This window comes from Tropicimonas sediminicola (assembly GCF_900188335.1).
GTDB classification, from domain to species: Bacteria; Pseudomonadota; Alphaproteobacteria; order Rhodobacterales; family Rhodobacteraceae; genus Tropicimonas; species Tropicimonas sediminicola.
Map to the genome: position 1 here is coordinate 142150 of NZ_FZOY01000002.1, position 26182 is coordinate 168331.

Below are 26182 nucleotides of genomic sequence, written 5' to 3' on the forward strand. Positions count from 1 at the left end.
GACCGGCACATTTAGTTCGTGCGGTCTACCTTGGAAAGCACCTTTCGCACCTCCGCGACCTCACGGAACAGGCGCGGCAGGCGGCGCAGCGCCTTGTAGCTTTCGACCTGCAGCGACATCTTCGTCGCCGGGTAGCCCATCATCACCCGCCCCGACGGCACGTTGGAGAGCACCTTGGTGCCGGCCGAGATCACCACGTCCGACCCGACGGTGATATTGTCCGCAAGCCCGGACTGGCCTGCCATCACCACCCGGTCGCCAACGATCGTGGACCCGGCGACGCCGGAATGGCCGCAGAACAGGCAATCCTCGCCGGCGATCACGTTGTGGCCGATCATCACGAGGTTGTCGATCTTGGTGCCCCGGCCGATGCGCGTCGCCCGGATCGTGCCCGCGTCGATGGTCGCGTTGGAGCCTACCTCCACGTCGTCGCCGATCTCGACGCCACCGAGGGAGTGGATCTTGACCCAGCTATGGCCCGTGTTCTGAACCTCGTCGCTCATCGCGCCGCGCGCCTGCTCCATGCCGGAGGCCTGCGGCGAGACAAAGGAGAATCCGTCGCCGCCGATCACCGCGCCGGGCTGTGCCGTGAAACGCGCGCCGATCCGCACGTTTCGTCCGATGCGAACCCCGGCATGGATCACCGCCTCTGGGCCGATCACCGACCCCTCGCCGATGCTCACATGGGCGGCAATCCTGGCTCCTGCGCCGATCCTTGCGCCGCGACCGATCACCACGAGCGGGCCGATGGCGGCCTCCGCGCCGATCTCTGCCGTGGGGTCGATCACGGCGGCTGGGTGAATGCCGACCTCGACGCCCGGGCCGGCGTCGAGCAGCCGGGTGAGGCCCGAGAGCGCATAGCGCGGGCGCTCGATCAGCACCGCGGCATCGAGCCCCAACGCCCGCCAGTCGGCGTCGGCCCAGAGCATCGCCGCCCGCGCCCGACCGTCCTTCAGCCGTTCGGCATAGGCGGGCGCCATCGCGATGGCGAGGTCGCCCGGCCCGGCATCTGCCGGCTCTGCGGCGTGATCGATCGCCAGCGTCACGTCGCCTTCGGCCCGCGCGGCCAGCGCCTGCGCGATCTGCTCGATGGTATAGGCCATGGGATCCCCCTGCTCGGCTTCAGGGCCGAGCAATAGTGCATCGCGGGGAAAGCCCGCAACCGCCGATTGCCCGGGCCTGTGCGCATGAGCGGGCGGAGGGGCGCGGCGGCCCCGCCCCGTCAGCTCCCGGCTTCGCCGAGTTTCACGCCAGCCGCCTGCATCGCCGCCCAGATCCGGGCATCCCGGCCATAGATGTCGGGGCGATAGCTGATCCGGCCCTTCGCCGTGGCAAAGGCGGTGCGGTACTGCAGGTGCACCGGCACAGGCTCCTCGAGGTTGACCCGGGTTTCGGAGCCGGAGTTGAGCCGCGCATGGAACAGCCCTTCGGGATCCGAGGTCTGGCGCGCCAGCAGCGCATAGGCGAATTCGAAAGGCTCCGCGAGCCGCACGCAGCCATGGGAGAAGGCACGCTGGTCACGGGCGAAGAGGTTCTTCGACGGCGTGTCGTGCAGATAGATATTGTACGGGTTCGGGAACATGAACTTCACCAGCCCGAGCGCGTTGCTCTGCGACGGCGGCTGCTTGAGGCTGAACGGGAAGGACGACGCCGTGTATTGCGCGAAGTTCACGCTGCCCCGGCTTACCGTCCGGCCACGGGAGTCGACCACCCGGAGATGGCTCACCGCATTGGGGTTCTTCTTCAGCAGCGGCAGGTATTCCTTGGTCGCGATGGAGCGCGGGACGTTCCAGGTCGGATTGATGACCATGTATTCCATCACATCCGAGAACTCCGGCGTGCGCCGGCCCGACTGGTCGCTGCCGACCACGACGCGGGTCGAGAAGGTCTCCTTGCCGTTGTCGATGATGCGGGCGGTATACTCGGTGATGTTCACGAGGATATGGCGCTCGCCAAGGGGCACGTTGCTCCAGCGTTCGCGCTCCATTGCCACGATCACCTGGCTCAGGCGCTGCTGCGGCTCGATGTTGATCTCGGCCAGCGTTGCCGGCCCCGCAATGCCGTCGGGCTCGAGGCCATGCTCTATCTGGAACTGCTGGACCGCCTTCTGCAGCGTCCCGTCGAAGGAACCGCTGGCGGAGCGCTTCATGAAGCCCATCGCGATCAGCCGGTTCCGCAGGGCGACGACCTGTTCGCCGGATTGCCCGGGCTCGAGCTTGCCCGCCGAAACCTTCGGGCCCCAGCCGCCATGGCCCAGCGTCGCCTCCAGCCGCAGCTTCTCGGCAAGGAGCGCGTTGTATTGCTGCGTGCCGGGCGGCAGCGCTTTCATGAACCCCTGGGGAGAGGACTTCGCAAAGGCTTGCAACTGCAGCACCGGATCGCGGCGCGGCACCTGTCGCACGATCTCGCTGTCGATCTTGCCGGGAGTCATGGCGCCGGTCTGGATATCCGTGCTGAACTGCAGGAACATCTTGGCCGCCAGCACTTCCGCCCGCCCCCGGTCCCGCGCCGTCTCGGCGGCGGCGAAGGCGGCCTTGAGCGTCTCCGGATCGTAGCGTTCCGCCGGCAAGCCGTGGATATCGGCGGTTTCCAGCGCCGCCAGCAGGGCCGCGCGGCGCGTGCCATCCTGCTCGCCGGTGAAGATCGGCGCATAGCCGCGGGTCCGGTAGAAGGTGGCCACCGCCTCGTTGCCATAGGACGCTTCCGCAACCGCCTGCTTGAAGGCGGTTACCTGCGCCTGAACAGGCTCCGCCAGCCCGATCAGCGCGATCGCGGAGAGGGTCATGAGGCACGTGGAGAACGAACGGCGGGTGACCGCGAACGGCATGGCAAATCCCTTTAATGGTAACAAAAGTTTCGCGTCGTTTCGTGACACCCATTCTCGCACGGCGCCCGGCGGTGTCCATGTGGAATTGCCGGCTGTCCGACGGCCGCCCCCGGGTGTGGCCCGAGCGCGACGCTGCAACGCAACAAGAGCCGCCATTGCGCGAAGTTCGGAAAATGTTCCCGCGTTAGGCGTTTCTAAGCAGGTTTCTGCCTACTTTCGGCCAAATTCAGCCGCTGCGCCAATTGTGCACTTGGATGGAGAATCGCTTTGTGGCATCACACTTGCACACCTGGGGATGAGGTGTGGAGAAAAACCGCAAAAATGCGGACAGACGACAGGCAAACGGGACAGGCAAACCTATGACCGATGGCTACAGTGCCCCCAGGGGTCTCTCAAGACGTGGCATTCTCAAAGCATTCGCAGCAACGGCAATAACGGCGGCCCCGACCTATGCGGGCGCAGTCGGTTTTCTTCGTGGAGGCGGTGATGTGCGACGCCTGAAGATGTACAACGGCCGTACCGGCGAAAGCATGGACACGATCTACTGGATCGAGGGCGACTACATTAAGGACGCGCTCAACGAGATCAACGCCTTCATGCGCGACTGGCGCCGCAACGAGGTTCGTACGATCGACACCCGCACGATCGACATCATGGCCGCCTCGCACAACCTGATGGACACCTCCGAGCCCTACATGCTCCTGTCCGGCTACCGGTCGCCCAAGACCAACGCGATGCTTCGGTCCCGCTCTGGCGGCGTCGCCAAGAACTCCCTTCACATGAAGGGCCAGGCCGCCGACCTGCGGATCGGCAATCGCTCGATCTACCAGATGGCGAAAGCCGCGCAGGCCTGCCGGGCCGGTGGTGTCGGAGTCTATCGCGGCTCCAACTTCGTTCACATGGACTGCGGCGCCGTCCGCCAGTGGAACGGCTGAACACCGAATTGACGCCCTGAGGGGCGCCGTCCCGCCTTTGAAAAGGCTTCGACCGCTTCCGGCGGTTGGGGCCTTTGTGCTTTTCGGCAGGCGTTGCGCGGAGTCGCGCGGCTCCTGCCCCAGATCCTCCACCAAATCCGGCGTCGTGCCCCCCGTTCGTACGGGATGTCCTGCCGCAGACCTTGAAGCGCATCTCCTTTTGCCGTTTGGCCGAGGTCGCAGCGCCTCAGCCCGTGCAACAGCTCCGGCCCGCCGGTGGACTTCCGACCCTGACCACTTGACCCGGCCCATGGCACCGTCAAGAAAGTGCCCTGACGCCTGCCACGCACCAGCGGACAGGCATCAGGAATATCCGAAAGCCGGAAGGTCCCCACAATGTTGCAGCCCACCGGGCCATTCATCGCCATTGCACCGTCCGATTCCCACCGCGACGAGCTGAACGACCTTCCGCTGCCGGTCGCCGTTCTGTCGGTGGACGAGGCCGGGGCGCCGATCGCGCGGCTGGCCGACACCTCGCTGTCCCAGGCAAACGCCTATGCGCAGATGGTCGGGATGCTGGTCCTGAGCCCCGAAGCTGCCACCGAAGCCGCGGCGATTGCAGACGCCTGGAGCGCCCGTTTCGGGACGGACCTCCCGCCGACACTCGACCTGTCGCAGCCACAGGATGCGCCGCGGACCGCGATCCTGAGCTGGCTCGTCGCGACCCTCGCAGACGGCCGCGCCACGCAGGCCGCGCGCAATGTCCAGCTCCAGCGCGATCTCGGCGCGCTGCGCAGCGTCCACGAGGCCACCCAGACCGCTTTCAGCCGACTTGAGACCTATGTCTACAAGCTCGGCGGCCCGGCCCGCACGCTCGCCTTTCAACTCGAGCCGATCAGGTCACGTCCACCGGTCACATTGCAGAACAAGGACCGTGCCGAGCAGCGGTTGCCGATGTCCTCCGCCGGGCTCTCGGACGTCGCGGTCTCGATCGCCGAACGTCCGGGCGATGCTGACGGACAACTGGATCTGTCGCTGGAACTCCAGGAAAGCGGCGAGATCGTTGCCGAGTGGACCGTGCCCGCGGCCGAACTCCAGGAGGGCTGGCTCCGGCTATCCCGGGCGGTGAGCCTCGCCACGGATCGCCAGACGGTGATCCTTCGGGTCCAGTGGCAGGGCAGCAGCCAATTGAAGCTCTCCCAGACCATCGCGCATCCCGATCCCCGCTTTCGGGTCAGCCGCAACAGCGTCCCGCAGGAGGCGGTGCTGGCCGCCGCGGGGTGGTCCTGCGTGGCCGGCACCAGCCTGCCCCATCCCGCTGGCGCCTGGGCCGACCGGATCATCCACCCGCGCCGCTGGATCGTACCGACGCAGGCCCTGCGCGAGGCCCACAGCGCCTCGCCGGACGGAACCGTCGCCTATTCCGATGCCCTCGGCGGGCTCACCGTCACCCCGACGAGCGCAGGACCCGCCATCGCTCGGATTTCCGGCGCCGGGGTGCCCGGCATGCAGCAGATCATCTGTGGCGTCGAAACCAAGGCAGACGCCGGTCCGACGGTTGAATATGCGCTGGCGATCCTGCCCGCCGAACCGGACCGCTCCGGCCCGATCGGCGTGGCGGCGCTTGCCGCCGGGACCATGACCGATTGGGTGCCACTGCCGGTGGCCCGGTGGGCGGAGATCCAGCTTTTCCTCGAAGCGCCGCTCGATGCGCCGAGCGACATCTGCGTTCTGACCCGCCTGCAGGAGGCCGATATCGAGAGCGAAACCGCCGTCCCCGATGACCTGCGCTGCTGTGTCTTCAACATCCGCGCCAATGCCTGAGCTGTCGGAGACGGAGATGACGGAGCCCTCCCCCCAACTCGCCCCGCGCATCGCGGTGATCGTGCCCATCTTTCGCCATTCGGTGCTGCTGGCCGAAGCCGTTCAGTCGGTGCTCGACCAGAGGGCGGATTTCGGCATCCACATATTCCTGGTCAACGATGGTTGCCCGCATGCGGAGACCGAGGCCGTCTGTCGAGACTACGCCTTGGCCTGTCCGGACCGCGTCACGTATCTCCGCAAGCCCAATGGTGGGCTGAGCGATGCCCGCAATCACGGCATCCGTCACGCCATGGCGGCCTTTCCCGGCATCGAGGCGCTCTACATGCTCGACGCGGACAACAAGCTTCGCCCGGATGCACTGGCCCGCACCATGGCCGCGCTCGACGCCCATCCCGAGGCCGACTGGATCTACCCCAACATCGACATGATCGGGCTGGAATTCGCCGGCGATTACGGCGGCGACTATTCGCTGCTGGTCCACACCGGCATGAACATTTCCGAGGCAGGCAGCCTGATCCGCCGCCGGGTGTTCGACGCCGGGGTTTACTTCGACACCGATTTCAAGCTCGGGTTCGAGGACTGGGATTTCTTCCTGAGCGCGGGACGTGCCGGGTTTCGAGGTCGGAACCTCGAGGATTTCGGATTTCAATACCGCAAACGCCCCGAGAGCATGCTCGCCGATTCCGCGCGCGACGCCGAGATGATCCGCGGAACGATGCGTCACAAGCACCGGGACCTTTTCGCCCCAGAGAGCCTGCTTGCCCTTGAGCAGGCGGAATGCCCCCGCTTCGCGATTTTCACCGCTGATACCGGAGAGGTGCGCCTCACCGTCGATCCAATGGCCGAGGCTGCCCGCCGCGTCACGCTCGACTGCTTCGAGCAGATGATCTGGCGGCACCGCATCGCCCCCACCCGGTTCCACTTCCCGCCCTTCGTCGTGCTCGCGCGCGGCGCCGTGATGGCGGCACTGGAGAAGGCCGGCGCGCTGCGATGGGCCTTGTGGAAACTGGAATGGATGGCTGAACGCCGGGGCGTCGCCTCGCTCTCGCTGTCGACCAGTCAGAACGGCCGGTTCGGGTTCACCGATCGCAGCACGCCGCAAAGTCTGCCTGAGACAGCCGATGTGCTTGTGGTCCGTTCGAAATGGCTGCTCGAGTTCCTCTCGGAAAAGGGCCCGGACGGTCCGGCCCCGTCCGATCCGACGCGACGGATGTACGGCGCGACCCTCGATCTGCGGCTGCCTCCCGAGACTGCCGACGCCGCATCGTCCGGACAGAGGGGCCTCGCAACGGAAGACATGCGCACGCTGTTCGGTCGCCTGCACGGCTCGCCATTCCGGGCGGCTTCGTTCAGCGGCTGGGAATGGCGCGTCGGCGATATCCACCAGCGGCCACGTGCGCACCACCTCGTGCGGGAGCCGTTCGGCGGTGCGCCGGTCTACCCCAAGATGCCGGATGGCAGGCGCCATGTCGGGCTGATCCTGCCGCTTGTAGAATTCGGCGGGGTCGAGAAGGTTGCGCTGAACATGGCCAAGGGGTTGCGCAGCCACGGCTGGGTGCCGCATCTGTTCGTCGTGGAAGCGACGGAGGGCGCAATTACCCAAGAGTGGCGGAGCACGTTCGAGAGCGTGAATTTCCTCTCCGCAGCGGATTTTGCCCTCTGGGAAGCCGACGGCGAGACCTATTTCGGCACGGACGTTCCGAACTGGGCCACGGGTGGCAACCACAGCCCTGCCCTCGGCCTCATGGGCTGGCTCGACGTGGTCATCAATTGCCATGGCGGGGCCATCAGCGGGATCATGGGGCAGCTCAGGCGGCTCGGCGTGGTGACCGCGAATTCGCTGCACCTCAACGAGCTGTCGCCGTTCGGCCGTCCGTTGGGCAACACCTATCTCGGGCTCGCCTACGAACACGCCTACAACCTCTTCCTGCCCTGTTCGCACCAGCTCGGGGATTGGTGCCATGCGATGGGGATTCCGTCGGAAAAGATCCTGCCCGTTCCCAACGCGCCGAGCTTTCCGGCCGATCCGGACCGGCTCGCCGTCGACCAGGCAGCCCGCAACGCGCGCGGCGAGACGGACCCGCTTCGGGTGATCTTCCTCGGGCGGCTCGACCGGCAGAAAGGCATCGACAAGCTGTCGGAATGCGTGATCGACACACGGCAGCGCGGCGTGGCGATCGATTGGCGCGTGGTGGGCAAATCGGTGATCGGCTCCGACGCACCGCCCCTGCCCGGCTACATGGAAGACCTGCTGGAACCGCCCCTCACGGAGGCCGGGGACTTGCTCGACGCCTTCGCCTGGGCCGACGTGATGGTCCTGCTCTCCTCCTACGAGGGCCTGCCGCTCACCATCCTCGAAGCAATGCGCTCTGGCGTGGTGACCGTGGCGACCGATGTCGGCGCGGTCTCGGAGGTGGTGACGGATGGTGAAAACGGTGTGCTGCTGAACGTCGAAACCGCGTCGCGGGACTGCGTGCAGGCGCTCGGCCGGCTGTCGGCGGATCGGGCGCTCCTGCGCCGCCTGTCCGACCGGGCGCGGAGCGACATGCAGGACCGGGACTGGCAGTCCGCGACCGCGCCGCTCCACGCACGCCTCGAGCGCATGGTTGCGCCACCGGCCAAAGACGATGTCCTGACCGCGAGCAAGGGCGAGCAAGGCGAGCCGATGATTGCCGCAGGCCCGTCTTGCGGCGCCCGCCGCCCCGGTTGAATTCGCCGGACCCAGGGCTTAGCGATGAGACAACCGGCGAGGTCCGACGCCCCCCGGAGAGCACAAGGATAGGAAAAGTGCCCAATATTCAGAACATCAAGGCCCCGGTCTCGCTGATCGCCCACGGCCGGTCCGGCACCTCGCTCCTGTTCAAGGCGTTCGCGGCGCGGGGGGACATGGACTGCGTCGGCGAGGCAGGCAACATGGTGTTCACCACCTGGCGCGCGCTCGAGCAGGTCTCGGGGCTGACGCGCTACGGCAAGGTCGAGAACCCGAATGTCTACGGGCGCGACGCCGGCGCACTGGTTCGCAAGGCGTTCCTGACGATCTATCCGTCCGAGCGCGAACACTGGATGATGAAGCCGATCGGTACGCCCCGCATCATGTGGGACTTCCCAGGCAACGACTGGGACGCCTTCGCCACGTGGTACTGGAAGGTCTTCAACACCTCGTTCCCGCAGGCGCGCAAGTTCACGATCATCCGCAATCCCAACGACGTCTTCCTCAGTTCCAAGAAATTCTGGGGCGGCAAGGACCTGGCGCTCTGGCGGGCGCAGTACATCATGTACAAGATCATCGCCCACGAGGACGCCGGTCTGCGGCACATCATGCTCTACGATCAGCTGGTGGCCGACCCCGAGCCTCAGATGCGACGGATGATGGAGCGCATCGGCGTACCGTTCTCCGACAAGATGATGAAGGCCTTCGGACAGCTTCATGTGCCGTCGGAGGGCGTGCATGTTCAGAGTGATCCCGGCGGCGCGCTTCAGGAGAAGGCCGCCAAGGGGTTCTCGCGCGAGGATGAATGGGGCTCGATCGAGGATGCCGAGTTCCGCGAGGAGGCGATGGCGGAATACGCCAAGCTGCGGTCGCGCGCGCTGGAGAACTCTGGCACCTGATCGCCGCAGAGACGTTCAGGGCGCGGGCGCACGCCGGTTGGGCGGCGCCCGGCCCCTCCCTGTTGACCGAAGACCGACCTCCGCACAGGCCGACCTCCGGGGAGGGAGCCGTGTGCGCGGGGCGCGCCTGTGGTCACGCCCCGCGCAATCCGATTGGGGCTCAGGCCAGCGCGTGCACCATCTCCAGCGCCGCGATCTGGCCGGGGTCTGCGATCCCGGCGGATTTCTCGCCGAACATCCGCGCCCGACCGAGCTTGTTCTGCTGCGGCTTGAATGCTTCGACGGTCTCGGCCGCCGCTGCCTCCGCCGCCGCCTGAAGCGCCGCGGGCTCGTCGAGCCCGGCGGTCGCGCGGGCCATCGCGTCCATGCTGTCGAGCACGCATTTGTCGCCCAGGTTGCCCTTGCCGCGGGCCATCATCGCCTCGCAGGCGCCGGCGAGCAGGCCGGAGACCTCGGAGAATGGCACGGCCTCACGCCCCTTGCAGGCCTTGGCCGCCGACATGAAGCCCGTGGCGACGAGCGTGCCATAGGAGGAAGACGAGGCCCGTTGGAAGCATTTGGCGCATTCCATGAAAGCCTTGCCCAGATCGTCCGGCAGGCCCTCGGCATTGTCGGCAATCTCGCGCCAGCCCTTGGAAACGGTGATGCCCAGATCGCCATCGCCAAGGCGGCCATCTGCCTCGTTCAGCTTCGCCGCCACGCCCTCCGCGTGATCTGCGATCCGCGCCGCGGCGGCGCGCAGGCTGGCCGTGGTGAACTCTGCCATCACACCCTCCAGAACGCGCAGTCGCAGGGCGCCTTCAGCAGCGCTTCCAGCTCGTCGTCCAGCTTGCAGAGCGTGATCGTCGCGCCGGCCATCTCCATCGAGGTCGCGTAACGGCCGACCAGCGGCATCACGATCTCCACGCCCTTGCCGTCGAGCACGGCCTTGGCATGGCGGTAAATGATGTAGAGCTCCTCCGGCGGCGTCGCGCCGAGGCTGTTGACGAGGATCGAGCAGCGATCCCCCTGCCCCAGCGGCATGTCGGCCAGCAGCCGCTCCATCATCTCGTCGACGATCTCGTCGGCGGGCTTCAGTTCATCGCGCCAGATGCCGGGCTCGCCGTGGATGCCCATACCCATTTCCATCTCGGTCTCGCCGATCTCGAAGGTGGGCTTGCCGGCCTGCGGCACCGTGCAGGGCGAAAGCGCCATGCCGATGGAACGGCAGGCGTCGGCGGCCTTCTGCGCCACCGCCGTCACCTCGTCGAGGCTGGCCATATGCTCGGCCTTGGCGCCGGCGATCTTGAACGCATAGACCATCCCCGCCACGCCGCGGCGTTTCGCGGCCTCTTCCGGCCCGGCGGAGGCCACGTCGTCGGCCAGCAGGACGGTGGTGGAGGCGATGTCGTCCTCCATCTCCACCATCTCCCCGGCCATGTCGAAGTTCATGACGTCGCCGCCGTAATTCCCGTAGAGCCGCAGCACGCCGGCGCCGGCATCGGCATGCCGCATGGTCGCCGCCATCTGCTCGGCCGAGGGCGAGGCAAAGACGTTGCCGATGGCGCAGCCGTCGAGCAGGCCCTTGCCGACATAGCCGGTGAAGACCGGCAGGTGGCCGGAGCCGCCTCCGGTCACGATGCCCACCTTGCCGGGTGTCTTGCCGCCCGCGCGCACGATCACGCGGGGCTCCGGCTGAGCGTAGAACTCGGGATGCGCGGCGCAGAGGCCGTCGAGCATCTCGTCCACGTAGCTGTCGGGTGAATTGAGGATCTTCTTCATGTCACCATTTCCTTGTTCGGCAACCAGTCACGCAGCGTCGCCCGCGACAACGAGTTGCTTGTCCATCTCCTGGCCCGCCTCGCGAACGGCGGCCGCATAGAGCCCGATGTCGCTCGGCCCCACGATCAGCGAATGGCCGCGGCTCTGGAGCTCGCCATAGGTCCGGAGCGGCCGGCCGACGGTGCCCATCGGCTTGCCCGTCGCGCGGATCGCGGCTTCCGTCTCGCCGACATAGGCCTCGACGTCCTCCTCGGTCAGCCGCTCGAGCTTGTCGATGGAACCGGCGAGGTCGTGCGGGCCGAGGAACAGCATGTCGATCCCTTCGACGGCCGCGATTTCGGGGATGTTGGGAACGGCGTCGCGATGCTCGATCTGCGCCAGCAGGAACAGCTCGTCGGGTGCCTCGCTGACGTAATCCGGCCGCGCGCCGTAATGCGAGGCCCGCACGATCGGCGCGGCATAGCCCCGCGCCCCCTTGCCCGGATAGCGGCAGGCAGCGACGGCTGCCTCGGCGGCGGCGCGGTCGTTGACCATCGGCACCATGATCGTGTGGATACCGAGGTCGAGGATCCGCTTGAGATAGACATGGTCGTTCCAGGGCACGCGCACGATGTAATGGCCGCCCGCGGCCTCGACCGCGCGCACCATCTGGACCGTCGACGCAAGGTCGCCCTGACCGTGCTCGTTGTCGATCAGAACGCAGTCCCAGCCCGCCCAGATGGCGGCCTCGGCCAGCGCGGGCGAGGCAAGTTCCTGCCAGATCGCCCGGACGGTGCGCCCTTCGGAGAGCTGCTGACGCAGCCAGTTTCTCGACGTCATCTGGAAACCCCTTTCCGTTTTCTTCCCGCCCGCAGCATCTCGCGGATGGTCCGCAGGATCAGAAGACCCCAGAGACCGAGCGTGAGGATGCCGAGAACGAGCGAGTATTGCCTGTCGAAGAAGCCCATGAAGTCGCCCTGGGCCTTGATCATCGAGATCATGAAGTTGTCCTCGATGATCTTGCCGAGCACGATCCCGAGGATCGCGGGCGCGAGCGGGATGCCGTTCTGCTCCATCAGGTAGCCGACCAGCCCGAGCGCGAGCACGATCCAGACCGCGGTGACGGTGCCGGCAATGGCGAAGGCGCCGACCAGCGAGAACAGCAGGATCACCGGCGCCATGACCGCGCGCGGGACCTTCAGGATGTAGGTGGAGGCGAGGATCGCAAGGATCCCGACCGGCACCATGATGATGTTGGCCACGAGGAACGAGCCGAACAGCGCCGAGGTCAGCTCCGGCTGGTCAACGAAGATCCGCGGCCCCGGGGTCATGCCCTTGAGCAGAAGCACCCCGATCGCGATGGCGGTGACACTGTCTCCGGGGATGCCGAAGACCAGCGCTGGCGTCCAGGCCCCACCGATGGCGGCGTTGTTGGACGAGCCGCCCGCGGCGACGCCCTCGTAGCTGCCCTTGCCGAACTTCTCGGGGTTCTTGGAGAACCGTCGCGCCAGAGCATAGGAGATCCAGGCCGCGATATCGGCCCCTGCCCCCGGCAGGGCGCCGACCAGTGTGCCCAGCACCGAGGAACGCGCCAGCGTGCCCGGAAAGCGGACGACGATCCGGAAGGCGCCGGCGAGCGCGCGCCCGACCTTTTCGGTGATCTCGGTCACGGCTTCCTTGCGTTTCTCGAGGTTCTGCACCGTGCGCAGCACCTCGGAGAAGGCGAAGATCCCGATCATCGCCGGGATGAAGCTGATCCCGTCGAGCAGGTCCGGCACGCCGAAGGTGTAGCGCGGATGGCCCACGGCCACGTCGATCCCCACCGAGGCGACGGCGAGGCCGATGCAGAGACTGGCGAAGCTCTTTGGCACCGTGCCGCCGCCGACGAAGATCGCGCAGGTCAGGCCGAGGCAGGCCAGCCAGAAGGTCTCGAAGCTGGAGAAGCTGATCGCGATACGTGCGAGCTGCGGCGCGATCATCATCAGGATCAGCACGCCGACCACGCCGCCCACCGCCGCGGTGAAGAGCGACACGAACAGCGAGGTTCGTGCGTGGCCCTCCTGCGACAGCCGGTGCGCGTCGTCGACATAGGCCGCCGAGGCAGGCGTTCCCGGGATTCGCAGCAGCGTGCCCGAGATGTCGCCGGCGAAGATCGCGGTGGTCGTCGTGGCGACGATCGCGCTGATCGCGGGGATCGGGTCGAGGAAGAAGGTGAAGGGCACGAGAAGCGCCACCGCCATGGTGGCGGTCAGCCCGGGCACCGCGCCCACGAAACAGCCATAGAAGGTGGCGATGGCGATGATCGCGAGGTTTTCGGGCGCCAGGACGGTCAGAAAGACATCAGGGGTCATGTCGGGCCTACCACGCGATCGGTTCGAGCAGGCCCCACGGCAGCGGGACGTGCAGGAAGGAGTAGAAGATCAGGTGCACCAGCACGGTGACACCCACGGCCAGCAGGATCGATTTCAGCCAGTTGATCCCGAACAGGATCAGCAGCACCAGCAGCATCGGGAAGGCGACGAGGTGAAATCCGAGCTTGTTGAGAAACAGCGCGAAGAACACCACGCTGGCCAGCACCGCGCCGGTGTTGATCCAGGCCTGCCGGGACATCGGCGGGCTCGGCTCGGCCACGGGGACCGCCGCGGCGCGCTTGACGAGCCCCGTGGCGAGGATCAGCAGACCGCAGATTATCAGGCCGCTGCCGGCGATGCTTGGAAAGAGCCCGGGGCCGTGCGTCATGCCCGCGAGCGTGGGAAAGGTGCGTGCCTCAAGGACAAGCCAAGCCCCGAAGGCGGCCAGAACGGCGCCCGTGGCGACATCTTTGTTCATCATGGGTCAACTCTCGACGTGCGGTTCGAGAAAGTGTCCGGGGCAGCTGTTTGGGGGGGAGGCGCTGCCCCGGACTTTGCGGAATGGCATCAGACGGCGGGAACGGCCGTCACTTCGCCATGCCGATAGCCTTGATCGTGTCGCCGAGCGCCTGGTCGTTCTTGACCATCAGCGCCGCCAGATCCTCGCTGCCCATCAGCACCACATCGGCGCCGCGGCTGGCCTTGAAGTCGGCCCATTCCTGGGTGTCCATCACCTTGAGCGCCGCCTTCTCGTAGGAACAGGCGATCTCCGGATCCATGCCGCCCGGCCCGGACAGGGTGATGTTGGCAGCCAGCGTCCAGCCGGAAGGAAGTTCCTCGGCGGTGGTCGGGATGTCCGGCAGCGCGGCCATGCGCTCGGTGTGCATGTAGCCCAGGCCCTTCAGCTCGCCCTGCTCGATGAGCGTCTTGGCTTCGGACTGCGCCACGGTCACCACGTCGACGCCACCGGCCATCAGCTCCTGCATCGCCGGCCCTGCGCCCTGCGACGGGATCCAGCGGATCGCTTCGGGATCCATGCCTTCGGCATTCAGCAGGCCGGCCAGCGCCAGGTGCCAGATGCCGCCCTGCGAGGTCCCGGATGCGGTCAGCTCGCCCGGGTTCGCCTTGGCGTATTCCAGGACTTCCGTCACGGAGCCGAATTCGCTGTCGGCCTTCACGGTGAAGCCGGCCGGCACCACGTCCACCAAGGCGATGGGGGTGATGTCCTCGTGGGTCAGATCGGTCAGCCCGACCCAGTGCATGGTGTTGATCTCGACCGTCACGGCGCCGACGGTATAGCCGTCGGGCTCGGCCCGGGCGATCGCCGAATGGCCGGTCACGCCGTTGCCGCCGGTGCGGTTGACCACGTTGAACGGCACGCCGAATTCCTGGCTCAGCAGGCTGGCGAGCATCCGCGAGTTGGCGTCGGTGCCGCCGCCGGCGCCCCAGGGCACGATGTAGGTGACGGCACGTTCCGGTTTCCAGTCGCACTCGGCCGCAGCCTGGGTCGCGAGCACGGCACCGAATCCGAGGGCCGTGGCGCCCAGCAATCTGGTCAGGTGGGTCGTCGTCATGGAATCCTCCCAAGATTCACACTGTTATGTGGCGTGTCCGGCGCGCGGTTCCCGTCCTCTACGGGGCCTCTTTCCACGTCCGAATAAAAGAACGGTAGCATTGCTCAATCGATTGAGCAATGCTGGAGTCACGGCTCTGACCGAGACGAACCGTCGCCCCCGGACAGCGCCGTCGGGAGCAGGAAAGAGGGAGGAATGCACGATGACGCCCCGCGTGACACTCAAGACCGTAGCCGCCGCCGCGGGCGTTTCCGTGTCCGCGGTCTCGCTGGCGCTGCGCGACAACCCGCGAATCTCCGAAGAGAAGCGCGCCGAGATCAAGCGGATCGCCGGAGAGCTCGGATACATCTACAACCGCCACGCTGCCAACCTGCGCACCGGCACGAACGACACTGTCTCGGTCTGCGTCAACGACCTGCGCAACCCGGTCTTCGCGGAATTCGTCACCAGCATCGAGGAGGCGCTGCGGGAGAGCGACCGGCTGGTACTGCTGTGCAATGCGCATGAGGAAGAGGAGGTCCAGGCCAGCTTCATCCGCCGGATGCTGGAACAGGGCTCCAACGGGCTTGTGCTGTCCCCGGTGGCGGGCACGCGCGCCGAGGCGCTGCGCGAGGTGGTCGGGCCACAGTTCCCGACGGTGCTGATGTCGCGCGGGCTCGATGACGACAGTTTCGACCAGGTCGTCAACGACGACCCGCTCGGCCTGCGCCTGGCGGTGCAGGCGCTGGTGGAACTGGGTCACCGCAAGATCGCATGGATCGGCGGCGGGCAGGACACCAGCACGGCACGCCGGCGCTTCGCGGGGTTCGAAGCGGGCCTGCGGGAGGCCGGTCTGCCGATCGATCCCACCCTCGTCCTGCCGACGGCGCATACGACGCTGGAGGCCGGCCGCCGCGCGATGATCCAGATCCTCGATGCGGCGCCCGAGGTGACCGGCGTGCTCTGCTTCGGCGACCTGCTCGCGCTCGGCGCGGTCTCCGCCTGCCGGGAGCGCGGCCTCGAGGTCGGGCGGGACATCTCGATCATCGGGCACGACGACATCGAGGAGACGGCCTATTTCGATCCCGCGCTCTCGACCGTGCATGTGCGCAAGCGGATGATCGGCCGAACGGCGGCGGAACTCCTATTGCAACGGATCGACGCCCCCTTCGCGCCGCCGGTCTCGCGGGTGATCGCACCGCGGCTAGTGTTTCGCGGCACAACCGGCCCCGCGCCCTGACACCCGCCAGTCAACCGAAGACGAAATCGCTGGCGTCGAGATCGGCACCAAGGCCGGTAATGGTGATCTCTGTTCCAGCGAAGCCGATGGTGGCGCGGTCGTCGCCCAGATAGCCGATCTCGAGATCCTTGTAGCCGATCCCGTCGGCAGTGATGCGGATCACGTCCATTTCCTCGAAGCCCACGATAATGTCGGCGCCGTCGTCGGCGGCGAAGACGAAGGTATCGGCCCCCGCCCCTCCGGTCAGCCGGTCGTCGCCCCGGCCGCCGTTCAGGATATCCCTGCCGCGGGCGCCGATCAGGCGGTCGTTGCCGGCCCCCCCCGAAAGATCGTCGTTGCCGGCCCACCCGTCGAGGTAGTCGTCGCCAGCCCTTCCGAGCAGGGTGTCGTTGCCGCGATCCCCTTTCAGGTCATCTCCCCCCGCTCCACCGTCGAGCCGGTCCGCCCCGTCGCCGCCACGCAGCCTGTCGGCCCCGCCGCCGCCGAGCAGCACATCCTCGCCGGCTCCGCCCCAGGCAAGGTCGTCGCCGGTGCCGCCGTCCAGGGTGTCGTTGCCGACGCCACCCGAAAGCCGGTCGTCGCCGCTGCCGCCGGAAAGCCAGTCGTCTCCGCCCTGCCCGGTCAGCGTGTCATTGCCCGCCTCGCCCCAGACCCGGTCGGATCCGGCCGCGCCGGTTTCGCCGGTATCGCGAAACAGGTCGTCCCCGTCGCCGAGCCGGACCGTGTCGGCGCCGTTGCCGCCCTCGACCACGTCATGACCGTCGCCGGCGTCGATCTGGTCGTCGCCGCGGCCGCCGAAGATCTGGTCGTTGCCCTGCCCGCCGGACAGCACATCGTTGCCCGCCTCGCCTTGCAGCAGGTCGCTTCCCGCGCCGCCATCAAGGCTATCCGCTCCGCCGCCGCCGTAGAGCACGTCGTTGCCCCGGTTGCCCTGCAGCTTGTCCGCGCCGTTGCCGCCAAAAACGGTATCGGCATCCGCCCCGCCGATCAGCGTGTCGTCCCCGGCGCGGCCGACCAGCAGGTCGTTGCCCGCGCCGCCCATCACCGTATCCGCCCCGAAGGTGCCGTTCTGGAAGTTGTCCCGGAACACGTCGTTTCCGGCGCCGAGGAACACCAGGTCGCGGCCGTTCCCGCCGAGGACGAGATCATCGCCCGTGCCGGCGTCGATCCGGTCGTTCTGGTTGCCGCCATCGATCGTGTCGTCGCCCGCGCCGCCCTCGATCCAGTCGGCGCCGGCGCCGCCGTCGATCCGGTCGGCACCGCCAAGGCCCAGCAGCCTGTCGGCACTCCCCGAGCCCTTCAGGATGTCCGCCCTCTCGCTGCCGCTGTAGGCGTCGGGCCGGTCGGCATCCGTTCCGGTGCGGGTGCCGTCAAGGAAAGTGACACGAAGGACGCCATAGGACCCGACGGTAAACCCCTGCTGCGCGGCGGCGTTCTCCTCCCCGGCGCTGATCGTCAGCACCGGCGTCGCGCCCACCTCGTCCGCCGGCCCGTCCGCCCCGAGTTCGGTCATCCAGTAGAACTGGCCGTCGAGACCGAGCGACTCGAGGTCGAGCACGAATCTCTCCGCCGCCTCGGCGCGGGAAGCGATGAACACCACCGTCTCCGCGCCCTTGCTGTAGACATGGACATCGCCCGCGGTGCCGCCTTCGCGGGCGACCAGGTCCATCCCCTTCACGCTGTCCGACAGCAGCCGGAACGCCTCGCCCGCGAGCGAGAGCCCCAGATCCCCCTCGTTCCCGGCCATGTTGGTGCTGTTATACTGCTGAACCGGCCAGACATAGGCCGCGTCCACCCCCTGCTCCACCATCTCGGAGAACATCCACAGCAACGCCGAGGCCTGCTTCAGGCCCGTCTCCTCCGTCCGTCCGTTGGCGGTGTTCCACTCCGTGATGTGGTATTCGATCCCGGCAAAGCGCGCGTCCTCCAGCCAGCTCTGCTGCCGCCCGAAGTAATAACCGAAATTCGCCAGCTCCTCGTAGCTGCCCCAGGTGTAGTAATGCGCCACGACCGCATCGATGGCGGCGACGGCCTCGTCGCTCAGCTCTTCCATGATGACGTCGTTCTGCAGATGGCCGGGATCGGTGGAATAGCGGCCGTACTGTCCGATCTGCACGGCGATCTCTGGCTCCTGCCAGCCGCGGGGCGCATCTCCGGATGCGGCGAAGTCGTCGATGGCCTCCTGCGCGGCCTCCGCGATCACGCTGGCGATCCGGGCGTATTCGGCGTCGGTCATCTCGCCAGAGAGCCAGTATTCGTTGCCGATCTCGATCCCCACGATCTCGGCGTCGCCGTACTTGCCCGCCAGCACGTCGGCGACATAGGCCTTCACGTCGGCAAAGGCGGCGTCTGACGGATGCCGGCTGCCGAGCTTGCCCTCTTCCAGCAGCGTCCCGGTCGGGATCACCAGGTTGACCCCGACGCCCGCCGCTCCGGCCTGCGCAAGGAAGGTCGAGAGCGGCAGCAGCTCGCGCATCTCGCCCCGCATCGGGTCCCATATGCTGGTCCGGTCGGGGTCGTTGATATCGAAATACCATTCGGTGATCGAACCGCCGGGATAACGGATGTTGGTCAGCCCGAGGTCTCTGATCGCCTCGTCATAGGTGCCGGCGTCCATGCGGTCGCGGTCGATCAGGAAATTGCCGCCGAACATGTCGTCGTCGACATGGCCAAGGGGGGCATCGGATTGGAACTCAATACGGGTTGTCATCGGGCGGCCTCGTGTCCTGTACCGGAGGCGCCGACGGCGGTTCGCCGGCATCCTGAACTCCCCCCGATCAGGACGCCCGCGGGCTTGGTCCCCGCTTAACGAAGCGTGGCCGCAATGTGGAACTTCGTTTAGATTTGCATCAATCTCTCGGAGAAGATCTGTCGCGATCGGATTTTGATGGATGTTTTTCCGTTATTTTTCAGACACATGAGGACTCGCCATCACGGAACTCTCGCATCGCAAAGGTTACCATCCTGGTAACCTTGATCAGCAAGTCCGCACCGGGCCTCGCGCTGCCGGTCATCGTCTGCAACGGCGACCAGCCCACCGAGGCGTCAACGCGCGGCGTTAACCATTTGCCAAGGAAATCGATGCTAACGAAACGTTAACGGCGTAGTCTCGGCCCCATGAAACCGCGCCATTCCCTCCTTCTGACACTGCCTGCCCTGGCCGCCTGCGGGCCGGCGCCGGATGTGCCGGTCGCGGTGACGTCTCGCGCGCCCAACGCCACCTTCGCCTGCATCGCACCTCGGCTGGAGCGGCTGCCCCTGCGCTACGACACCCGGCCGACGCCCGACGGATGGCGGATGGACCTGCTGGTCTTTGCCGGTCCGCCCGCCGGCTGGTATCGCAACGGCACCATCGAGCACAGCGACGGCACCGTGCTCTATGCGCCGGACGGCGCCACGCTCGGCATCTTCCCAGAGCGCCTGTCCGAAGAAATTGCGCCGATCCTGCGCCGCTGCACCGGGCGCTGATCGGCCCGCCTGCAGCTCAGAACTGCCCTTCCTTCACCGCCTCCATGGCGACATAGGTCGAGGTGCTGGCGACGTGCGGCAGGGCCGAGAGCTTCTCGGCCAGAACCTGACGGTAGCTCACGATATCGGAGGTGCGCACCTTGAGCAGGTAATCGAAATTGCCGGCGATCAGGTGGCATTGCTCCACCTCCGGGATCGTTCGGACCACGCGCTTGAACTCGGCCAGCGCCTTTTCGCGGGTGTCTGTCAGGCGCACCTCGACAAAGGCCACATGGGCCCGGCCAAGGCGGATCGGGTCCAGCATCGCCTGGTAGCCGGTAATCACGCCTTCCGCCTCAAGCCGCTTGAGCCGCGCCTGCGTCGGCGACTTCGAGAGCCCGATCCGACGCGCAAGATCGGTCACCGGAATGCGCCCCTCGGCGGACACGACATCGAGGATGGCGTGATCGAAGGAATCGAGGGGCTGGTTGCTCCGGGTCATGACAGGCGATTCTCCCGATTATGGTCTCGTAATCGATCCTATTGCCCGCATAATGGAGAACATAGGGAAATCAGACCGCTCAGGAGCGCATATCATTTCCCGAGCTCCACTTACAGGCATGACCATGACCCAGACGCCCGACACCGCCCGTGCGCGCCTTCGCGCCCTCCACCTGCCCGACGAGGCCGCCTGTCTCCGGGACCTGGCCGCCATCGCGGATCTCTCCCCCGAGGCGCGCGGCGCCATCGGAACAGACGCCGCTGGCATCGTGGAGGCGATCCGCAAGTCGGACGATCCCGGCCTGATGGAGATGTTCCTGGCCCAGTACGGCCTGTCCACCGACGAGGGCATCGCGCTGATGTGCCTGGCCGAGGCGCTGCTGCGTGTGCCGGACGCCGCCACGATCGACGCGCTGATCGAGGACAAGATCGCGCCGTCGGACTGGAACCGGCACATGCGCAAATCCGCCTCCATGCTGGTCAACGCCTCGACCTGGGGGCTGCTGCTCACCGGCAAGGTGCTCGACAGCGACCACCCGGGGCTGGCCGGCACCCTGCGCGGCGCCGTGCGCCGGCTGGGCGAGCCGGTGATCCGCACCGCCGTCGGCCAGGCAATGCGCCAGATGGGCAACCAGTTCGTGTTGGGAGAGACCATCGATTCCGCGCTGAAACGGGCTGCGAAGATGGAAGCCAAGGGCTATGGCTACTCCTACGACATGCTTGGCGAGGCCGCGCGCACCGAGGCCGACGCGCTGCGCTACCACGCCGCCTACCTGACGGCGGTCAAGAACATCGCTCCAGCAGCAAAGTCGGAGGACATCCGCTCCAATCCGGGCATCTCGGTCAAGCTTTCCGCCCTGCACCCCCGCTTCGAGGTGAGCCAACGCGACCGGGTGATGAAGGAGCTGGTCCCGCGCATCCGCGACATCGCGGTGGCCTGCAAACATGCCGACATGGGCCTGACCATCGACGCAGAGGAAGCCGACCGGCTGGAGCTGACCCTCGACGTCTTCGAAGCAGTCGCCCGCGACCCGGCGCTGGCCGACTGGGACGGTTTCGGGACGGTGATCCAGGCCTATGGACCGCGCGCCACCGCCGCCATCGACTGGATCGTGGCGCTGGCCGAAGAGCTCGACCGCCGTTTTACCGTGCGGCTGGTCAAGGGCGCCTACTGGGACGCCGAGATCAAGCGCGCGCAGGTTTTGGGGCTCAAGGGCTTCCCCGTCTTCACCCGCAAGCCGCTGACCGACGTGAGCTACATCGCCTGCGCCCGCAAGCTGCTGGCCGCCACCGGCCGCATCTACCCGCAGTTCGCCACCCACAACGCGCATTCCGCCGCGGCGATCCTGCACATGGCGCAGGACCGCGACAGCTTCGAGTTCCAGCGCCTGCACGGCATGGGCGAGCGGCTGCACCAGATCGTCAAGGACCGCGAGGGCACCCGCTGCCGGATCTACGCCCCCGTCGGCGCGCACCGCGACCTGCTGGCCTATCTGGTTCGCCGCCTGCTGGAGAACGGCGCCAACTCCTCCTTCGTCAACCAGATCGTCGACGAGGCCGTGCCCGCCACCACCGTCGCGGCCGATCCCTTCGACGCCGCAGCGGCGGCACTGGCGAAGCCGACCCCGGTGATCGTTCCAGCCGAGATCTTCGGCGCCGACCGCCGGAACGCCCGCGGCTGGGACCTGACCGCGCCGGAGGATCTGGCCGAGATCGACGCCGCCCGCGCCCCGCACCGCGAGGCCCGCTTCCGCGCCGGGCCCATCGTCGCCGGACAGGGCTATGACGGCGACGGGCTGGAAATCCTGAACCCGGCCGACCCTTCCGACATCGTCGGTCACGTGGTCGAGGCGCCGGCCGAGCTGATCGAGGCCGCGCTGGAGGCCGCCCGGCCGTGGGATGCCTCGCCGGCCGAACGCGCCGCCGTCCTCCGCCGGGCCGCCGCGCTCTACGAGGAAAATTTCGGCCTGTTCTTCGCGCTGGCCGCCCGCGAGGCCGGCAAGACCCTGCTCGACGCGGTGGGCGAACTGCGCGAGGCGGTGGACTTCCTGCGCTACTACGCCAGCGGGATCGCCGGGCTCGAGCGGCCCGCCCGCGGCACTTTTGCCTGCATCAGCCCGTGGAACTTCCCGCTCGCGATCTTCACCGGCCAGCTCTCGGCGGCGCTCGCCGCCGGCAACGCGGTGATCGCCAAGCCCGCGGAACAGACCCCGCTGATCGCCGCCGCCGCCGTGCGCCTGCTGCACGAGGCCGGGGTGCCGGGAACCGCCCTGCAGCTTCTGCCCGGACGCGGCGAGACCGTGGGCGCGGCGCTGACCTCCGATCCGCGGATCGACGGCGTCTGCTTCACCGGCGGCACCGACACCGCGCAGATCATCAACCGCTCCATGGCCGCCAACCTCGCGCCATCGGCGCCGCTGATCGCCGAGACCGGCGGGCTGAACGCGATGATCGTCGACAGCACGGCCCTGCCGGAGCAGGCGGTACGCGACGTCCTGGCATCGGCCTTCCAGTCCGCCGGCCAGCGCTGCTCCGCCCTGCGCTGCCTCTACGTGCAGGAAGACATCGCCGAGGACCTGCTGGAGATGCTCGAAGGCGCGATGGAATGTCTGCGCCCCGGCAATCCCTGGGATCTCTCCACCGACCTCGGCCCGGTGATCGACGCCGAGGCGCGCGCCACGATCGAGGCCCATGTGGCAAAGGCAAAGGACGAAGGCCGGCTGATCCACCGGCTCAAGGTTCCTGCGACTGGCCTGTTCACCGGCCCTGCGGTGCTCCGGGTCTCCGGGATCGAGGCACTGGAGCGCGAGGTCTTCGGCCCGGTCCTGCATGTCGCCACCTTCCGCGCCGAGGAACTGGACGCGGTGATCGACCGGATCAACGCCACCGGCTACGGGCTCACCTTCGGCCTGCACACGCGGATCGACGACCGGGTGCAGTCGGTGGTGGACCGGGTCGAGGCCGGCAACATCTATGTCAACCGCAACCAGATCGGCGCCGTGGTCGGCTCCCAGCCATTCGGCGGTGAAGGTCTCTCCGGGACCGGCCCCAAGGCGGGCGGGCCGGAGTACCTACCGCATTTCACCGCCCCGCGCCCGCCGGAAACCGCCGCGGGTGACCAGCAGGGAACGGCGGAGCCCTCCGCACTCCGCAACGCGCTCGCCGCCGCCGCAAAGGCGAAGGCCCCAATCGCGCGCCACGAGCTGCCCGGCCCGACCGGCGAATCCAACCGTCTCTCCACCCTGCCCCGCGCGCCCGTCCTCTGCCTCGGACCGGGAGCGGAGGCGGTTGCCGCCCAGGCCGCGGAGGTCCGCGCCGCCGGTGCCACGCCGGTCGAGGTGACGGGGACCCTCGCTCCCGCGGCGCTCACGGAACTCGACGGCTTCTCCGCCGCTCTCTGGTGGGGCGACGCGGAGACCGCGAGGGACTTGCGCAAGGCGTTGGCGGCCCGCACGGGCCCGATCCTGCCGCTGGTCACGGGCTCCGGCGAAACCGCCCCGTTCCAGCTCGAACGGCATGTCTGCGTCGACACAACGGCATCGGGCGGAAACGCGGCACTCCTGGCGGCCGCCTCGCAGTAGCCCTCAACCGCGCCGGTTTCCAAGTCTCCTCGTGTGGAGTCCCGGGCCCTCTGGCCCGGGACGGAGGGGGCAGACAGACCCCTTCTTGCCTGTGCCGCCGCGCCGTGCCATGGGGGCGGAGAAGACGCGCACATGACATTACCCTCCTCTCTCTGGCCACGGATCGCGCTGGCTGCCATCATCGGCATTCTCTCGGGCGGCCTTGCCGCGCGGGTGGGCCTGCCGCTGCCCTGGATGCTGGGCCCGATGCTCGGCTGCGGGCTGGCCGCGCTGGCGGGCGCGCCCCTGCACGGCCCTGTGCCGGCACGCGGCGTCGTGGTGCCGATCATCGGCGTGATGCTCGGCTCGGGCTTTCACCCGGAAATGCTCGGCCACATGGCCAATTGGACCGGCACCCTGATCCTGCTGCCCGCCTTTCTCGCCGCGGCGACCGGCGCCAGCTTTGTCTTCTACCGCAGTGTCGGCGGATATCGTCCGGTCGACGCCTTCTTCTGCGCCGCGCCCGGCGGGCTGAACGAGATGGTGATCCTCGGCGGCGCGGCCGGCGGGGACGAGCGGCGCATCGCACTCGCACACGCCTTGCGGGTCTTCCTCGTGATCTCGATCATCGCACTGGTCTATGCGCTGGTGCTCGACATCCGGGCCGCCCGAGGAGCACAGACCTGGGTCGGCCTCGGCGACCTGTCACTCAGGGACTGGGCCGTGCTGGGCGGCTGCGCCATCCTCGGCGCCGTGCTGGCAAAGCCGCTGCGCCTGCCCGCACCGCAGCTCTTCGGCCCCGGCCTGCTCAGCGCCGCCGCCCACCTGACGGAGATCGTCACGCTGCCGCCGCCCTCGATCCTGGTGATCGCCAGCCAGATCACCATCGGCACCATCCTCGGCTGCCGGTTCATCGGCGTGAAGCCGCGCGAAATGGGGCGCGACATGGCGCTCGGGCTCGGCGCGACGCTGATCCTGCTCTGCGTCACAACGGTTTTCGCGGCGCTTCTGGGGCCCCTCACCGGCACGTCGCTGGCCGAGGGCGTGCTCGCCTATTCGCCTGGCGGCCTGACCGAGATGTCACTGCTGGCGCTCGCCATGGGGCAGGACGTGGCCTTCGTCTCGACCATGCATATCGCGCGCATCGTGATGGTCGTGTTCGGGATGCCCCTGGCTTTCCGGAGCTTCGGCGCACGCCTCGGTGGCTCCCCGCCGGAGGACGGCGACGGCTGACCTCCCGCGTTGCAGATCTGCCAACTTTCATTGGCGGATCGAGGCGCGGAAGCGATTTCGCTACCCCAGCGTCAGGTTTCGGTGTTGAGATTTTCGGACAACAAACGCGGCACCGGTCGTCCGGGAGACCGCAACAAAGCGAGCAGAGCAATGAACGACCACCAGATCCCCGCCTCCAAGACGGCGCCGGAACGGCCGCCCGAGACGCGCAAGCGCCGTGCACCGCGCACCGAACAGGCCTCTCCCGCCCCCGAACCGGGGCGCCATCCGCTCTACGTCTTCACCGACTTCGCCAGCATCTGATCCCGGAGCGCCGGCAGACATCAGCTTCCTCTTGCCCGGCCCCGCCGGGCAAGTAGGGTGACGCCATGTCAGAGCCCGTGTCCAGCATACGCAACCTCGGTCCGGCGATGGAGGCCGCCTGTGCCCGCGCCGGGATCCACTCGGCCGAGGAGTTGCGAGCGCTCGGCGCGGATGAAACCTACCGCCGGCTGCTGATGACCGGCACCCGCCCCCACTTCATCGGCTATTACGTGATCGAGATGGGGCTGCACGGCCGCCCTTGGAACGATTGCAAGGGCGCCGAGAAGGAGGCGCTCCGCGTCCGTTTCGACGCCATCGTCGCCAGCGTCACGACCAGCCCCAACCACGGGATCGAACGCATCCTCGACGAGATCGGCGTCGGCCGACGCCGCTGACCCCACACATCGACGACGAAAAAGGCCGCCCCCGGGAAGGGAGCGGCCTGATCACGCGGGGCGTGAGGATCGAAAGGGTCAGCCGACCAGTTCGAGGCCCGAGAAGAAATAGGCGATCTCGACAGCGGCGGTCTCCGGGGCGTCGGAGCCGTGGACCGAGTTCTCGCCGACCGATTCCGCGAACTCGGCGCGGATGGTGCCGGCGGCCGCCTCGGCGGGGTTGGTGGCGCCCATGACTTCGCGGTTCTTCGCGATGGCGTTCTCGCCTTCCAGCACCTGCACCACGACCGGCTCGGAGGCCATGAAGGAAGTCAGCTCGTCGAAGAACGGGCGCTCCTTGTGCACGGCATAGAACACGCCGGCCTGATCCTTGGTCAGGTGGATGCGCTTCTGGGCGACGATGCGCAGGCCGGCATCCTCGAACTTGGCGTTGATCTTGCCGGTCAGGTTCCGCTTGGTGGCGTCCGGCTTGATGATGGAGAGGGTGCGTTCGATGGCCATGGGATGTCTCCTGTTGGCGACGTTGAAATTTGGCCGCGCCGTAGCATGGGGAGGCCGTGTTGAAAAGCCCCGGCGGGCGGGACCGGGGCGCTGCCCCGGACCCCGGGGTACTTGACCAGGGAGAATGGCGAGGGTGAGCGCCGGCCGCGTTGACAGTGCCGCCGCGCTCGGGCAGAGGCGTGAC

General features: G+C 67.7%; 21 protein-coding genes. 10 read left to right on the top strand and 11 right to left on the bottom strand.

Annotated elements, in window-relative coordinates:
* Positions 1–11: 11 nt before the first annotated feature.
* Together CHB86_RS04930 and CHB86_RS04935 are read right to left on the bottom strand one after the other, a co-directional pair.
* Positions 12–1103: a UDP-3-O-(3-hydroxymyristoyl)glucosamine N-acyltransferase gene (locus tag CHB86_RS04930; protein WP_089231860.1), complete on the bottom strand. Its 1092-nt coding sequence runs from the start codon at positions 1101–1103 to the stop codon at positions 12–14.
* Positions 1104–1222: 119 nt separating this feature from the next.
* Complete coding sequence (locus CHB86_RS04935; protein ID WP_089231862.1) at positions 1223–2827, bottom strand: L,D-transpeptidase family protein; 1605 nt, start codon at positions 2825–2827, stop codon at positions 1223–1225.
* 359 nt (positions 2828–3186) lie between these two features.
* Between CHB86_RS04935 and mepK the strand changes: the two genes are divergently transcribed.
* The 4 genes from mepK to CHB86_RS04955 all read left to right on the top strand — a co-directional run bounded on the left by mepK (position 3187) and on the right by CHB86_RS04955 (position 9174).
* A complete protein-coding gene (mepK, locus tag CHB86_RS04940; RefSeq protein WP_089231864.1) occupies positions 3187–3762 on the top strand; it encodes a peptidoglycan L,D-endopeptidase MepK in 576 nt (191 codons plus the stop codon).
* 375 nt (positions 3763–4137) lie between these two features.
* Positions 4138–5565, top strand: coding sequence for a DUF6212 domain-containing protein (locus tag CHB86_RS04945; protein ID WP_089231866.1), 1428 nt, complete (start codon positions 4138–4140; stop codon positions 5563–5565).
* Positions 5566–5581: 16 nt separating this feature from the next.
* Positions 5582–8275, top strand: a complete 2694-nt coding sequence (locus tag CHB86_RS04950; RefSeq protein WP_176442775.1) for a glycosyltransferase — start codon at positions 5582–5584, stop codon at positions 8273–8275.
* Between the two features lie 77 nt (positions 8276–8352).
* The gene (locus CHB86_RS04955; protein WP_176442776.1) at positions 8353–9174 is read left to right on the top strand and encodes a sulfotransferase family protein; all 822 of its coding nucleotides are present in this window, start codon (positions 8353–8355) and stop codon (positions 9172–9174) included.
* A gap of 160 nt (positions 9175–9334) precedes the next feature.
* On the opposite strand, the gene CHB86_RS04960 is transcribed toward CHB86_RS04955, so the two are convergent.
* The 6 genes from CHB86_RS04960 to CHB86_RS04985 form a co-directional block, all read right to left on the bottom strand.
* Positions 9335–9940, bottom strand: a complete 606-nt coding sequence (locus CHB86_RS04960) for a dihydroxyacetone kinase subunit L (RefSeq protein WP_089231871.1) — start codon at positions 9938–9940, stop codon at positions 9335–9337.
* Positions 9940–10935, bottom strand: a complete 996-nt coding sequence (locus tag CHB86_RS04965; protein WP_089231873.1) for a dihydroxyacetone kinase subunit DhaK — start codon at positions 10933–10935, stop codon at positions 9940–9942. Before CHB86_RS04965 ends, CHB86_RS04960 begins: the two co-directional genes overlap by 1 nt.
* A gap of 27 nt (positions 10936–10962) precedes the next feature.
* Positions 10963–11754: an HpcH/HpaI aldolase family protein gene (locus CHB86_RS04970; protein ID WP_089231875.1), complete on the bottom strand. Its 792-nt coding sequence runs from the start codon at positions 11752–11754 to the stop codon at positions 10963–10965.
* Entirely contained in the window at positions 11751–13265 is a 1515-nt protein-coding gene (locus CHB86_RS04975; protein ID WP_089231877.1) for a tripartite tricarboxylate transporter permease, read from the bottom strand. The genes CHB86_RS04970 and CHB86_RS04975 overlap by 4 nt, the downstream gene beginning before the upstream one ends.
* Before the next feature lie 7 nt (positions 13266–13272).
* Positions 13273–13746 carry a tripartite tricarboxylate transporter TctB family protein gene (locus CHB86_RS04980; RefSeq protein ID WP_089231879.1) on the bottom strand — a complete coding sequence of 158 codons (474 nt, stop codon included), beginning with the start codon at positions 13744–13746 and terminating at the stop codon, positions 13273–13275.
* Between the two features lie 106 nt (positions 13747–13852).
* Positions 13853–14839 carry a tripartite tricarboxylate transporter substrate binding protein gene (locus CHB86_RS04985; RefSeq protein ID WP_089231880.1) on the bottom strand — a complete coding sequence of 329 codons (987 nt, stop codon included), beginning with the start codon at positions 14837–14839 and terminating at the stop codon, positions 13853–13855.
* A gap of 202 nt (positions 14840–15041) precedes the next feature.
* On the opposite strand from CHB86_RS04985, the gene CHB86_RS04990 reads away from it, so the two are divergent.
* A complete protein-coding gene (locus CHB86_RS04990) occupies positions 15042–16058 on the top strand; it encodes a substrate-binding domain-containing protein (RefSeq protein WP_089231882.1) in 1017 nt (338 codons plus the stop codon).
* A gap of 10 nt (positions 16059–16068) precedes the next feature.
* Here the strand turns inward: CHB86_RS04990 and CHB86_RS04995 are convergent, their stop codons facing one another.
* Positions 16069–18768, bottom strand: a complete 2700-nt coding sequence (locus CHB86_RS04995; RefSeq protein WP_141134828.1) for a calcium-binding protein — start codon at positions 18766–18768, stop codon at positions 16069–16071.
* Between the two features lie 407 nt (positions 18769–19175).
* Here CHB86_RS04995 and CHB86_RS05000 point away from each other — a divergent pair, with 407 nt between their 5' ends.
* Positions 19176–19526: a hypothetical protein gene (locus tag CHB86_RS05000; protein ID WP_089231885.1), complete on the top strand. Its 351-nt coding sequence runs from the start codon at positions 19176–19178 to the stop codon at positions 19524–19526.
* Between the two features lie 16 nt (positions 19527–19542).
* On the opposite strand, the gene CHB86_RS05005 is transcribed toward CHB86_RS05000, so the two are convergent.
* Positions 19543–20007: an Lrp/AsnC family transcriptional regulator gene (locus CHB86_RS05005; RefSeq protein WP_089231887.1), complete on the bottom strand. Its 465-nt coding sequence runs from the start codon at positions 20005–20007 to the stop codon at positions 19543–19545.
* A gap of 124 nt (positions 20008–20131) precedes the next feature.
* Here CHB86_RS05005 and putA point away from each other — a divergent pair, with 124 nt between their 5' ends.
* From putA to CHB86_RS05020, 4 genes are all read left to right on the top strand, one after another.
* Complete coding sequence (putA, locus tag CHB86_RS05010; protein ID WP_089232562.1) at positions 20132–23587, top strand: bifunctional proline dehydrogenase/L-glutamate gamma-semialdehyde dehydrogenase PutA; 3456 nt, start codon at positions 20132–20134, stop codon at positions 23585–23587.
* Between the two features lie 132 nt (positions 23588–23719).
* Positions 23720–24799: an AbrB family transcriptional regulator gene (locus tag CHB86_RS05015; RefSeq protein WP_089231888.1), complete on the top strand. Its 1080-nt coding sequence runs from the start codon at positions 23720–23722 to the stop codon at positions 24797–24799.
* A 150-nt stretch (positions 24800–24949) separates the two neighbouring features.
* On the top strand, positions 24950–25102 hold the full coding sequence (locus CHB86_RS24535) for a hypothetical protein (protein WP_176442777.1): 153 nt from the start codon (positions 24950–24952) through the stop codon (positions 25100–25102).
* Positions 25103–25167: 65 nt separating this feature from the next.
* The gene (locus CHB86_RS05020) at positions 25168–25497 is read left to right on the top strand and encodes a TfoX/Sxy family protein (protein ID WP_089231890.1); all 330 of its coding nucleotides are present in this window, start codon (positions 25168–25170) and stop codon (positions 25495–25497) included.
* A gap of 78 nt (positions 25498–25575) precedes the next feature.
* Here CHB86_RS05020 and ndk read toward each other — a convergent pair whose 3' ends face one another.
* Positions 25576–25998, bottom strand: coding sequence for a nucleoside-diphosphate kinase (gene ndk, locus CHB86_RS05025; protein WP_089231892.1), 423 nt, complete (start codon positions 25996–25998; stop codon positions 25576–25578).
* Between the last annotated feature and the right edge of the window lie 184 nt (positions 25999–26182).

Coding starts and splice junctions, on each gene's coding strand:
- CHB86_RS04930 (WP_089231860.1), bottom strand. CDS start 1,103: ATGGCCTATACCATCGAGCAGATCGCGCAGGCGCTGGCCGCGCGGGCC.
- CHB86_RS04935 (WP_089231862.1), bottom strand. CDS start 2,827: ATGCCGTTCGCGGTCACCCGCCGTTCGTTCTCCACGTGCCTCATGACC.
- mepK (WP_089231864.1), top strand. CDS start 3,187: ATGACCGATGGCTACAGTGCCCCCAGGGGTCTCTCAAGACGTGGCATT.
- CHB86_RS04945 (WP_089231866.1), top strand. CDS start 4,138: ATGTTGCAGCCCACCGGGCCATTCATCGCCATTGCACCGTCCGATTCC.
- CHB86_RS04950 (WP_176442775.1), top strand. CDS start 5,582: ATGACGGAGCCCTCCCCCCAACTCGCCCCGCGCATCGCGGTGATCGTG.
- CHB86_RS04960 (WP_089231871.1), bottom strand. CDS start 9,940: ATGGCAGAGTTCACCACGGCCAGCCTGCGCGCCGCCGCGGCGCGGATC.
- CHB86_RS04965 (WP_089231873.1), bottom strand. CDS start 10,935: ATGAAGAAGATCCTCAATTCACCCGACAGCTACGTGGACGAGATGCTC.
- CHB86_RS04970 (WP_089231875.1), bottom strand. CDS start 11,754: ATGACGTCGAGAAACTGGCTGCGTCAGCAGCTCTCCGAAGGGCGCACC.
- CHB86_RS04975 (WP_089231877.1), bottom strand. CDS start 13,265: ATGACCCCTGATGTCTTTCTGACCGTCCTGGCGCCCGAAAACCTCGCG.
- CHB86_RS04980 (WP_089231879.1), bottom strand. CDS start 13,746: ATGATGAACAAAGATGTCGCCACGGGCGCCGTTCTGGCCGCCTTCGGG.
- CHB86_RS04985 (WP_089231880.1), bottom strand. CDS start 14,839: ATGACGACGACCCACCTGACCAGATTGCTGGGCGCCACGGCCCTCGGA.
- CHB86_RS04990 (WP_089231882.1), top strand. CDS start 15,042: ATGACGCCCCGCGTGACACTCAAGACCGTAGCCGCCGCCGCGGGCGTT.
- CHB86_RS04995 (WP_141134828.1), bottom strand. CDS start 18,768: ATGACAACCCGTATTGAGTTCCAATCCGATGCCCCCCTTGGCCATGTC.
- CHB86_RS05000 (WP_089231885.1), top strand. CDS start 19,176: ATGAAACCGCGCCATTCCCTCCTTCTGACACTGCCTGCCCTGGCCGCC.
- CHB86_RS05005 (WP_089231887.1), bottom strand. CDS start 20,007: ATGACCCGGAGCAACCAGCCCCTCGATTCCTTCGATCACGCCATCCTC.
- putA (WP_089232562.1), top strand. CDS start 20,132: ATGACCCAGACGCCCGACACCGCCCGTGCGCGCCTTCGCGCCCTCCAC.
- CHB86_RS05015 (WP_089231888.1), top strand. CDS start 23,720: ATGACATTACCCTCCTCTCTCTGGCCACGGATCGCGCTGGCTGCCATC.
- CHB86_RS24535 (WP_176442777.1), top strand. CDS start 24,950: ATGAACGACCACCAGATCCCCGCCTCCAAGACGGCGCCGGAACGGCCG.
- CHB86_RS05020 (WP_089231890.1), top strand. CDS start 25,168: ATGTCAGAGCCCGTGTCCAGCATACGCAACCTCGGTCCGGCGATGGAG.
- ndk (WP_089231892.1), bottom strand. CDS start 25,998: ATGGCCATCGAACGCACCCTCTCCATCATCAAGCCGGACGCCACCAAG.